The organism is Celerinatantimonas marina (genome assembly GCF_046054165.1).
GTDB lineage: Bacteria > Pseudomonadota > Gammaproteobacteria > Enterobacterales > Celerinatantimonadaceae > Celerinatantimonas.
Map to the genome: position 1 here is coordinate 181,790 of NZ_JBFNXK010000005.1, position 12,084 is coordinate 193,873.

10 protein-coding genes are annotated in these 12,084 nt (G+C 42.5%); 5 read left to right on the forward strand and 5 right to left on the reverse strand.

The features are described 5' to 3' along the window. Window positions 1–59: 59 nt before the first annotated feature. From rplT to thrS, 4 genes are all read right to left on the reverse strand, one after another. On the reverse strand, window positions 60–413 hold the full coding sequence (rplT, locus tag ABUE20_RS07435) for a 50S ribosomal protein L20 (RefSeq protein WP_408619246.1): 354 nt from the start codon (window positions 411–413) through the stop codon (window positions 60–62). 17 nt (window positions 414–430) lie between these two features. Then, window positions 431–628, reverse strand: a complete 198-nt coding sequence (gene rpmI, locus ABUE20_RS07440) for a 50S ribosomal protein L35 (RefSeq protein ID WP_408619247.1) — start codon at window positions 626–628, stop codon at window positions 431–433. Between the two features lie 96 nt (window positions 629–724). Further along, window positions 725–1,267, reverse strand: a complete 543-nt coding sequence (infC, locus tag ABUE20_RS07445; protein WP_408619325.1) for a translation initiation factor IF-3 — start codon at window positions 1,265–1,267, stop codon at window positions 725–727. Between the two features lie 3 nt (window positions 1,268–1,270). Beyond that, entirely contained in the window at window positions 1,271–3,196 is a 1,926-nt protein-coding gene (gene thrS / locus ABUE20_RS07450) for a threonine--tRNA ligase (RefSeq protein ID WP_408619248.1), read from the reverse strand. A 413-nt stretch (window positions 3,197–3,609) separates the two neighbouring features. Here thrS and ABUE20_RS07455 point away from each other — a divergent pair, with 413 nt between their 5' ends. From ABUE20_RS07455 to ABUE20_RS07475, 5 genes are all read left to right on the forward strand, one after another. After that, entirely contained in the window at window positions 3,610–5,001 is a 1,392-nt protein-coding gene (locus ABUE20_RS07455) for an MATE family efflux transporter (protein ID WP_408619249.1), read from the forward strand. Between the two features lie 615 nt (window positions 5,002–5,616). Further along, window positions 5,617–7,152 carry an ABC transporter ATP-binding protein gene (locus ABUE20_RS07460; RefSeq protein ID WP_408619250.1) on the forward strand — a complete coding sequence of 512 codons (1,536 nt, stop codon included), beginning with the start codon at window positions 5,617–5,619 and terminating at the stop codon, window positions 7,150–7,152. Next, window positions 7,149–8,225, forward strand: coding sequence for an ABC transporter permease (locus ABUE20_RS07465; RefSeq protein ID WP_408619251.1), 1,077 nt, complete (start codon window positions 7,149–7,151; stop codon window positions 8,223–8,225). The genes ABUE20_RS07460 and ABUE20_RS07465 overlap by 4 nt, the downstream gene beginning before the upstream one ends. Before the next feature lie 18 nt (window positions 8,226–8,243). Then, entirely contained in the window at window positions 8,244–9,170 is a 927-nt protein-coding gene (locus ABUE20_RS07470) for an ABC transporter permease (protein ID WP_408619252.1), read from the forward strand. Between the two features lie 82 nt (window positions 9,171–9,252). Continuing rightward, on the forward strand, window positions 9,253–10,326 hold the full coding sequence (locus ABUE20_RS07475) for a BMP family ABC transporter substrate-binding protein (RefSeq protein ID WP_408619253.1): 1,074 nt from the start codon (window positions 9,253–9,255) through the stop codon (window positions 10,324–10,326). Between the two features lie 62 nt (window positions 10,327–10,388). Here ABUE20_RS07475 and ABUE20_RS07480 read toward each other — a convergent pair whose 3' ends face one another. After that, the gene (locus tag ABUE20_RS07480) at window positions 10,389–12,044 is read right to left on the reverse strand and encodes a tannase/feruloyl esterase family alpha/beta hydrolase (RefSeq protein ID WP_408619254.1); all 1,656 of its coding nucleotides are present in this window, start codon (window positions 12,042–12,044) and stop codon (window positions 10,389–10,391) included. Between the last annotated feature and the right edge of the window lie 40 nt (window positions 12,045–12,084).

A 12,084-nucleotide genomic window follows, 5' to 3' on the forward strand; every position in this document is an offset into this window, starting at 1 on the left:
AAGCCTTTTCAGGCATAAAAAAACCCGGCCAAAGCCGGGTTTCTTACAAAACTGTTAAATTACAGTGCGCTTTTCGCTTTTTCTACCAAAGCTGTAAATGCAACTTTATCGAAAACAGCGATATCAGCTAAAATCTTACGATCAATTTCAACAGAAGCTTTTTTCAAGCCATTGATGAAACGACTGTAAGACAAGCCATTTTGCCGAGCTGCAGCGTTAATACGTGCAATCCATAATTGACGGAATTGACGTTTACGCTGGCGACGGTCACGATAAGCATATTGACCAGCTTTGATTACAGCTTGGAACGCTACGCGATAAACACGTGAACGAGCTCCGTAGTAACCTTTAGCTTTATTCAGAACTTTTTTGTGACGTGCGCGGGCTGTTACACCACGTTTAACTCTTGCCATCTGTTATCTCCTCTAACTTAAGCGTAAGGCAACATACGTGCGATAGCTGCAAGATCTGATTTTGCAACCATGCTTTTAGCACGAAGCTGACGTTTAACTTTTGTACGACGCTTAGTCAGAATATGACGCAGACCAGCTTGTTTACATTTAAAACCGCCAGAACCGGTTTTCTTGAAGCGCTTAGCAGCACCTCGGTCACTTTTAATTTTTGGCATTTACATGCACTCCGCATTGGATCAATTATAAACTTATAGCAAAGGCGAACAATCAGCTCCCTTTACAGGGAGCTGATCCTTACTTGAAAGCCTTAACTACTTCTTCTTAGGCGCTAAAACCATGATAGCTTGGCGACCTTCCATTTTAGGAAATGCCTCAACGATGGCTAATTCATCCAAATCGTCTTTAATACGATTTAACAAATCAAAACCCAAACGCTGATGGGCCATTTCACGACCACGGAATCGCAAGGTTACTTTGGCTTTATTGCCTTCTTCAATGAAGCGACTCAGGTTGCGTAGTTTGACCTGATAATCACCTTCATCAGTTCCAGGCCGGAATTTGATTTCCTTAACCTGAATCTGTTTTTGCTTCTTCTTCTGCTCTTTTACAGACTTACTTTTCTCGTAGAGGAATTTTCCGTAATCCATAACCCGGCAAACAGGGGGCTCTGCATTTGGGCTTATTTCCACTAAATCGACGCCTGCCTGACTGGCTTTTTCCAAGGCTTCATCGATGCTTACCACACCGACCTGTTCACCATCGATTCCAATCAGACGAACCTCAGGAACTCGGATTTCACGGTTAATTTTATTAGGTCTAACAACCTGTTGCTGACCTCTTCTTCCACCTTTTATAGCTTATTCCTCCGACGTTGCTGTCACTCGAGTGTCGATATCGGCACGCAGTTTTTCAATCAATGCACTGACGCTTAATTTACCTAAATCAACACCCTTCCGGGTACGGATGGCTACTTCCTGAGCTTCTACTTCTTTATCACCAACGACTAGTAAGTACGGCACCCGTTTTAAAGTATGTTCTCGAATTTTAAAACCTATTTTCTCGTTTCTCAAGTCTGCTTTTGCACGAATCCCTGCGTGGTTTAACGCTTCTACAGTTTCATTAACAAAATCAGCCTGTTTATCAGTAATATTCATCACCACTGCTTGGGTTGGTGCTAACCATAAAGGATAGAACCCAGCATACTCTTCTGTCAAAATACCGATAAACCGTTCAATTGACCCGAGAATGGCCCGATGAATCATGACTGGGGTCTTACGTTCATTATCTTCACCAACGTAAGAGGCACCTAAACGACCAGGCATAGAGAAATCTAACTGGATCGTACCACATTGCCACGCCCGGTCCAAACAATCATATAAAGTAAATTCAATTTTTGGTCCATAAAACGCACCTTCTCCTGGCTGAAGCTCATATTCTAGGTCATTTGCGACCAAAGCTTCTTTTAATGCGTTTTCGGCTTTATCCCAAATCTCTTCACTTCCGACACGTTTTTCAGGACGTGTTGATAGTTTTACAGCAATTTTTTCAAAACCGAATGTTGCATACATGTCATAGACCATTTTAATGCATGATGAAACTTCAGTTTGAATTTGTTGTTCTGTACAGAAAATATGAGCATCATCCTGAGTAAAGCCCCGAACTCGCATTAAGCCATGCAAAGCCCCAGAAGGTTCATTCCGATGACAACTTCCAAACTCAGCCATCCGTAATGGTAAATCGCGATACGATTTCAGCCCTTGATTAAAAATTTGTACATGGCCTGGACAGTTCATCGGTTTAATCGCGTATTCACGGTTTTCAGATGATGTGGTAAACATATTTTCAGCATATTTATCCCAGTGGCCTGATTTTTCCCACAAAACGCGGTCCATCATCAACGGCCCTTTTACTTCCTGATAATCATACTGATGCAATTTTTCACGGACGAATTTTTCTAATTCACGGAAAATGGTCCATCCATCGTTATGCCAGAACACCATTCCTGGCGCTTCTTCCTGCCAATGGAACAAGTCTAAAGCTTTACCAATTTTACGATGATCTCGTTTAGCTGCTTCTTCGAGACGTTTTAAATAACTATTTAGCTGTTTCTTATCAGCCCAAGCAGTCCCATAAATACGTTGCAACATTTTATTGTTGCTATCACCACGCCAATAAGCCCCTGCCATTTTCATTAATTTAAAATGCTGGCAAAAACGCATATTTGGCACATGAGGGCCACGACACATATCGACATATTCTAAGTGATGGTACAAGCCTGGGTGATCTGATGGATCTATTCCTTCAATAATTTCCAGTTTATATGTTTCACCACGTTCACTGAAAACACGCTTTGCTTCATCAACAGAAACTTTTTCTTTAACGACGTCATAATTGGTTTTTGCCAATTCATGCATTCTTTTTTCTAACGCATCTAAATCTTCCTGCGTCAATGAATGCTCCAGATCGACATCGTAATAAAAGCCATTTTCAATCGTTGGACCAATTGCCATTTTCACATCAGGCCATAACTGCTTAATCGCATGACCTAATAAATGCGCGCATGAATGGCGGATAATTTCCAAACCGTCATCATCTTTAGACGTAATAATCTCAACGTTGGCATCTTCACTGACAACATCACAGGCATCAACCCGTTGACCATTCACGCGTCCGGCAATACATGCTTTAGCCAGACCGGCACCAATATCAGCTGCAATTTCAGCAATTGTTACAGGTTGTTCAAATGAGCGCTGACTGCCATCAGGAAGGGTAATAACTGGCATAATATTTCCTTAAACTACAGTGGTGATGCCTACCAAACATCACATGCAGATATGGTTTTTGATGAAATGTTTAAATTGGTTATAAATTCGCCCGTTACAATCGGACGATAGCTGCCGATCCTATCGAATCATTCAAGTAAACTCAATTAATAAAAGCAAATTAATTCATGCGATTATTCATCTCATCATCGATCGCCCCTATCATCACGAGTTAAACTCGATAACTCAAATTTGAGCTAAACAATAGAAGACATAGAAAGGGGAATTTTCTATAATCATGCATAGCTTAGATTTCTTTAAACTTCATAAGCAGCAACGGTTTTTAAAATAGTTTTATATCCCGGATTGCTACCACTTTAACGCAGGAAACATAAACTACCGCCACAATTATTTGCGGCCGGTATGAGTATTCTATGAATTCATTTTATCGGCACGAGTTAGCCCAACTAATTCGTCTTGCACTGCCCGTACTTGTTGCCCAATTGATCGTTATAGGTATGGGTATTGTTGACACATTAATGGCTGGGCAAGTCAGCGCAACAGATCTGGCGGGAGTCGCTCTCGGAAGTGGACTTATTTTACCCATTATATTTTTCTGCCAAGGCGCTTTAATGGCAGTTACACCACTTGTGGCCAACCATTTTGGAGCCAAACGCTTCCGGCATATTCGGCAAACAATCATTCAATCGCTCTGGTTGGCATTCATCCTCAGTTTAATTGTGATACTGATTGCTCCTCTATTACCATTGATCCTTGCAGCTATGTCCGATGATCCTCGTTTAATTCATCTGGCAACCCAATATGTGCACTTTATGGTTTTTGGCATATTTGGAAACTGTTTTTATCAAGCTTTACGCAGCCTGAATGAAGGGATGGGTAACACACGGATCATCATGCTAATCGGAATATTAGGCTTAATGGCCAATATTCCCCTTAATTACATTTTCATTCATGGGTCATTCGGGTTTCCTCGACTTGGGGGCGCAGGTTGTGGACTAGCCAGTGCGATTGTCCTGTCTTTAATGGCTGCAGCTATGGCTGCCTATGTTTATTTAGGCCCTCGCTATCGCTCATTACATTTAACGCATATTCGACGGCGTCCCAATCCTCGAATTATCTTCCAGATGCTAAAACTAGGGCTCCCGATTGCCGGATCGATCTTTTTTGAATCGAGCCTGTTTGCTGCTATTACTATTCTCATGGCTCCTTTTGGAGCTGATACCATAGCAGCACACCAAATCACGCTAAACTTCTCTTCTATTATTTTCATGATCCCTCTCAGTATTGGGATCACATTAACGATCCGAATAGGTCATCTTTTAGGAGAACGGCGACTATACGATGCTCGAAAAGTAGGGTTCTTAGGCGTATTCGTCGGTGTTATTATTGCGCTGTTTACGGCCTCAGCAACCTTATCATTTCGATTTAATATCGCATCACTTTATACCGATTCGGAGGCTGTCTTTAGCATCGCCAGCCATCTTTTATTCGTTGCTTCCTTATTCCAGATTTCTGATGCAATTCAGGTGATATTATCCGGAGCACTACGTGGATATCAGGATACACGCAGTGTTTTAATCATCACACTAATCAGTTACTGGCCTGTCGGTCTGGGAAGTGGCTGTATTCTTGGCTTTACCGATTGGTTCACACCGCATCCTCTTGGAGCAACTGGTTTTTGGCTTTCCTTTTTATTCGGGCTCAGCTGTTCTGCGGTTCTGTTAATTTTGCGTTTTATCTGGCTCAGTCATCATTATCAGCGATGGAATCATTCTCGAACCCGAGCGCTACCAGTAAATGCATAATGCACCAAACTAACTCGCCATGATCAAATCGATGCACCATAAATAGCACGCGAGGGACTTTTACCGTTTGTGATTATTTTGCAACAAATATAAATATGTATAAATTCAAAGAACAAGATATTAAAAAGAGCACAGCCGTAACACTCGGACGCATGGGCTGCCATCAATGGGGGCCGTTCCCCCACCGGTTGGAAATAAACTCTTGCAGAACATATGCGATGACTCTGCCTCGTCCCCGGAGAATCAATGATCTTTAATTACAATCATCGGCACTACCTCGCACTACCACATCAAGCCTTGCTCACTCCACAAATCCATTAAAATATATTCTGAACTTTGTTGTGCGCTATTGGATTCACCCATGAAGCATCGTAAGCCGCACCGCATTAAAAATGTGTTTCATTTAAACAAAATTCAATCATGAAAGATCAACAGCCTCTAGCAATTGCCGACAATCAAGCTATTATAACGACCTTTATCATCACATTTTCACTAAAAAATTTGCATTATTCTAGCGGAAATGCGACATAGAACACATATAAACAATATGGATGAAACACCCTAAGTGGATTAATTTTTGCTTAGTGGATGTAAACAAGAATAAATGGATAAGTAATGACGCAGACACTTCCGCCCTTGCTAGAATTACAGCAAATCAGCAAGCACTATCCAGGCGTAATCGCAAATGATCAAATTTCGTTATCACTCGCTCAGGGAGAGATTTTAGCCTTACTGGGTGAAAATGGTGCAGGAAAATCAACACTTGTAAAAATGATTTATGGTGTCACTCAGCCGACATCAGGCAAAATAAACTGGCTGGGCCAACCAACCTCTATAAAATCACCAAACCAAGCCAGACAAATGGGAATTGGGATGGTATTTCAGCATTTTTCGGTTTTTGAAACATTAACGGTAGCAGAAAACATTGAATTAGGGCTGGATCGAGAAGTTGTTTCTAAAATTAGTGATTTACCTCAAGCCATAAAAAAACTCAGTGATACCTATGATCTGCATGTAGATCCGCAACGTTACGTTCATAATCTAAGCATTGGTGAGCGACAACGGCTAGAGATCCTCCGCTGCTTGATTCAAGATGTTAAGCTATTAATTCTGGATGAACCAACATCTGTTTTAACTCCTCAAGAAGTCGCTGGGTTATTTAAAGTTCTGCGGAAGTTAACTCATAATGGCTGTAGCATTATGTTCATCAGCCATAAGCTCAAAGAAGTAACTGAATTATGTGATCGTGCAGTAATTCTGCGAGGCGGTAAAGTTTCTGGGGAATGCCATCCAGCCCAAGAAACTCCAACCTCCATTGCGCGAATGATGGTGGGTGACGATGCCATTTTAAGTGAAACATTCCCGCATAAGCTCAATGAGACAACGGTACTTAAAATCGATCAATTAACTCTGGCACCAACCCACCCTTTTGGGACAGGTCTTAAACAAATAAATTTACAACTTCAAGCGGGTGAAATTCTCGGAATTGCGGGGGTTGCTGGCAATGGGCAGGAAGATTTACTACAGGCCCTCAGTGGTGAAGACACGCGCGCCAAACATCATCAGATTATGCTGAATCATAAACCCATTGGGCGATTTCATAGTGGGATTCGACGACAAATGGGCATGGCTTATGTTCCAACTGATCGACTCGGTCAGGGAGCTGTCCCTGAAATGAGTTTAATCGATAATACCCTTCTCACCAATTCAAAACATCCCTTGGTCAAATTCGGTTGGCTCTGTAAACATAAAATATCACAACTCTGCCAACAATTAATTCAACAAAACGATGTGAAATGTCGAAACGAATCATCCATTGCACAAAGCCTTTCTGGGGGAAATTTACAGAAATTCATCTTAGGAAGAGAAATATCACAGAATCCAGTGGTACTCATCTGTGCACATCCAACCTGGGGGGTTGATATTGGTGCGGCCAGTTTTATTCACCGGCAATTGATCCAGTTAAGAGATCAAGGCGCCGCAATCGTTGTGATTTCAGAAGATATTGATGAATTATTTATGATTAGTGATCGATTAGCAGCTCTCTATGAAGGGCAACTCAGCCAACCCGTTCCCACGGCTGAAACATCGCTAGAAGAAGTTGGACAGTGGATTGCCGGACGATTCAATAATGTAGAGGCTGCATCATGATCAAATTTCAGCCTAGACTCGAACCTTCAAGGTGGATGACTTGGGGATCTCCAATTTTTGCAATTCTACTGACAATGCTTTTTTCAAGCCTCATTTTTGTGGCGTTGGGAGTCAGTCCAGCCAAAGCATTCGATGTATTTATTATTCAACCGTTGAGTGACAGTTATAACTTAGGCGAATTGGCTGTTAAGGCAGCTCCATTGCTGCTTTGTGCCACCGGGTTAGCGCTCTGTTACCGAGCCAATATTTGGAATATTGGGGCAGAAGGACAACTATTAGTGGGTGCTTTAGCTGGAAGTTGGATGGCATTGAAAGCAACCGAACAAAGTGGCCCTTCATGGCTGGTATTAACTTTACTTGTCGGTTGTGTGGCAGGGATGCTATGGGCGGCCATTCCAACTCTGTTATATCATCTGTTTCGAACTAATGTCATTCTAACCACAATTATGCTGAATTATATTGGCATGTATCTTTTACTTTGGGCTGTTCATGGCCCACTGATTGACCCCACGGGCTTTGGTTTTCCTCAATCCGCGATGTTTGCCGATCCAGTTTTATTACCAACTTTAACCGATTCCGGACGAGCCTCCATCAGTATCGTGATCGCGGTTATCTGTGCGCTCGGGGCTGGATTATTACTTTATCGAACCCTTCCCGGCTTTAAAATGCGGGTTTATGGTGCCGATGAATCCGCTGCTAAATATGCAGGATTCAATGGAAATAAAATTGTATGGGGTGTGATGTTAACTGCCGGGGCCCTCGCAGGTTTTGCCGGTGTAGCTGAAGTGACAGGACCTATCGGACAACTTGTTCCCCAAGTTTCTCCTGGATATGGCTATGCAGCCATTATTGTGGCCTATCTTGGCCGCTTAAATCCATTTGGCGTCATTATCGCGTCTTTTTTTATGGGAATTTTATATTTAGGTAGCGATTTAGCACAGATCGATTTAGGTATCCCAACCGCAGTCACGGGATTATTTCAGGGAATGCTTTTATTCACCTTGTTGGCCAGTGATTTTCTTATTCACAATCGACTGGTATGGGGTCATTCAGGCCAAGCGGCAGAGCATTAAAAAAGGGAATAAAAAATTATGGATATCGATCTATTACAACAAGTTTTATTCGCAGCGATTAAAACTGGAACGCCATTGCTTTTAGTCGCTTTAGGTGAATTAATCTGCGAAAAATCCGGGGTCCTTAATTTAGGGCAAGAGGGAATGATGTTGATGGGCGCAATGGCTGGTTTCGCAGGCGCTTATTTTAGCCATAGCCTGATGCTGGGCATTGTTCTCGCCATTATTGCCGGGATGTTTATGTCATGGCTATTCGCCTTTTTAACACTCACATTAAATACAAATCAGGTGGCAACCGGACTGGCTTTAACTATTTTTGGCACTGGACTCAGTGCCTTCCTCGGCGCCAAATTAGTGGGGGCAACTATTGCTGGATTTCCGGTCGTGAATATCCCAGGATTAGATGCGATCCCTTTTATCGGAAAAATCTTTTTTAATCATAGTGTACTAGTCTACGCCAGCTTCATTCTGGCGGTTTTGGTCTGGTGGTTATTGCACCGCACCCGAGCTGGATTAGTCATTCGAGCCGTAGGAGAGAATCCATATTCTGCCAATGCATTAGGCATTAAAGTGATTCGAGTTCGGTATTTAACCGTATTAACAGGTGGGGCCTTTGCAGGATTAGCAGGTGCCTACATGTCCCTCGCCTATACCCCCATGTGGATGGAAAATATGACAGCTGGCCGAGGATGGATTGCCTTATCGCTGGTCGTTTTTGCATCTTGGCGTGTAGGATATATTGTTGTTGGGGCCTATTTATTTGGGTTAGCATCCATTTTGCATCTCGTCATGCAAGGAATGGGATTTGATATATCCCCAAATATTCTAGCTATGCTTCCATATGCTGCAACAATCGTTGTCATGGTATTGATTAGCTCAAACCCTATTCGCCAGAAATTGGCCGCGCCCATGAGTCTAGCTAAACCGTTTAGACGGCATGGGTAACAGGAAAAAGGAACTTAAAGCATAATTATAGTCACAGTTATGGCTGTTTATTAATCCCCTATCAGGAATGGAGTAATATTGAATGAAAATAAAAAATTGGATTGCTGCGGCGATACTTGGCGCGGCGGCTATGACAACTCAGGCCGCACAACAAGATCCGCTGAAAGTCGGATTTGTATACATTGGTCCAATTGGTGATCATGGCTGGAGTTATGAACATGAGCAAGGCCGGTTAGGATTGCAAAAACATTTTGGGGATAAAGTTAAAACGACTTATGTCGAGAATGTAGATGAAGGTGCCGATGCTGCACGAGTCATCACACAATTAGCAAAGGCCGGAAATAAACTGATCTTTACAACTTCTTTTGGTTATATGAATCCAACTCTGCAAGTTGCAAAACGCTTCCCTAAAGTCATCTTCGAACATGCAACCGGCTACAAACAATCTCGCAATATGGGCTCATATAACATTCGTACTTATGAAGGTCGATATGTTTCTGGGATTGCGGCAGGCCTTGCGACTAAAACCAATACTATTGGTTATGTAGCAACCTTCCCGATCCCTGAAGTCATCCGGGATATCAATGCAGTCTATCTGGGTGCTAAAACTGTTAATCCTAATATTAAAATTAAAGTGGTTTGGGTGAATACTTGGTATGATCCAGCTAAAGAAACTGATGCTGCCAATGCGCTAATGGATCAAGGCGCCGATATTATGTTGCAGCATACCGATAGCCCAGCACCGCTCATTGCTGCTGCTAAACGCGGCTTTTGGGGAATTGGTCAGGCTTCGGATATGTATCACTACGCTCCCGATCACACCATGTTCTCACTGCGTAACCACTGGGCCCCTTTCTATATCAAAACTACTCAAGAAGTTATGGATGGGACCTGGAAACCTAAAGATGTTTGGGGTGGCTTAGAAGATGACGTACTACAAATTACCTCTTTAAACAAAAAGCTTCCTGAAAATATTCAGACTGCAGTATTAACTGCTGAGAAGAAAATTAAATCTGGAGAACTTCATCCATTCGTAGGTCCTTTGTATGACAATACCGGCAAAAAACGTGTCGAAGAAGGCCATGTTATGACCGATGAAGAATTAGCCGGCATGATGTGGTTTGTTAAAGGCGTGGACGTTAAAATTCCAAAATAACAATCCTTCTTTTCACTTTGACAAAAACCGGGGGCAATAACTCCCGGTTTTTTATTGCACGATTATTGACAGTGATATGAATGAATATCGTTGATATTCCCAGAACCGTTATATTGAGTCGTTTGAGGATAAGGACATAAAGGTTGTTCTTTCCCCGGAAAAGCTTTGCCCTTAGCAGCTAAATAATCTGGGGCTTTCGATTTTTCAACCCAGTTTTCCAAGGCTGTTAACGGATCAATATTATCTAAAGCAGGCCCGCCACCACAATGATTCATCCCCGGAACCATGAAGAGTCGACTCCACTGCTGAAGTGCTTTGAGATTACCATTGGAGGTATCTTCTTTCGTTTTTTCGTACCATTTTTTAATATCATTCGCTGAAAAAACCGGATCCGAAATTCCCTGGATAATAATCAGCTTACCTCGATGACTAAACGTCGATAACATCGTTGACGTTGCATCATTCAGAGCACTTGTTTCTCGAATTTCAGGGGTATCGGTAGTAAAGCTAAATTGTTGTAGTGAGACGTTGGGGGCCGGAGGTGTCATAAAATAATACTGCACCGACTTCATTCCCATTGCTTCATTAAAAGAATCGGGATGTAAGGCATCCTGTGAAAAACCTAACTTCCACATGCGCCAACCATCCGTATCCACCCCGGCATCATACGGCCAGTCACTATAGAGTGGTTTGCCACTGCGAGGATCTTTCGCCCCATTAAAAATCTGTTTCAACGCAGCAACTTTCTCAGAACTGAGGCAGTGTGTCGTTTGACCTGAATGACATTCAAGAATGGTCGGATCATAATGGCATCGATTATAAGCGTTAATAATTCCATCTTTAACCCCATCTAATTGATCACATTGTGCCAGTATTGAATTTTTTAGTAATTTTAAATCCGAGGGTATCAGAGCATTCGCTAAAATTTTTCGTCCTTGAATATCTTTGGGAGCAATCTTATACAATGCCTGCGTATCCCACACCTCTGCAATAGAAGCATGACTCAAGTTAAATCCAGGATTGGCTGCAACAACCCCATCAAACTCTGTAGGATAACGCTGGGCCGCAATCATGGCTTCTCGTCCGCCGTTTGAACATCCCATGAAAAACGAATGCTTAGGTGGATGCTGATAATACTGGCGAATAATAAGTTTGGCTGTCTGGGTCACTTTACCAATCGCTGCATAGGCATAATCAAGACGCGCCTGTTGGTCGAGACCAAACTCAGCCCCAAGGCCATCATGTCCACCATTCATCGAAACCACCGCATAATTGCGTGATAAGGCCGGTAATGCAGTTGAACCATAAAGAGGAATTGTGCCAAAGGCACCGGTAATGAAGCCATCATTCCCGCCCCCGCCTTGAAAAATGAATTTCTGATTCCAATGCCTAGGAAGCCTCAGTTGGTAGCGTAAGGCATATAGCTTTTGATTTTCCCCCATTCGTTTACTAACGTAACCGCTGATCAGACAATGGCTCGGTAATTTAAATTGCCGATTTGGAGCCCCTGTCATCAGCCGCTGTGGGTCTAACTTAGACAACCCTTCTTTCACCCAATGAGCATCAGTAATAACGCCATTAAGAACGGATTTACCTTTTAACTGCTGACACTGCTCAGCCATTGTCGCCGATGCAGTAGGAATAACTAATAGACCACTTAACAAAATAAGAACTTTTTTAGGCAACTGTTCAATGCCTTGAGAAAAATATAATTTCATAGAAACATCCTTTTTCTTTCACATTAGCATTGAAAAAATC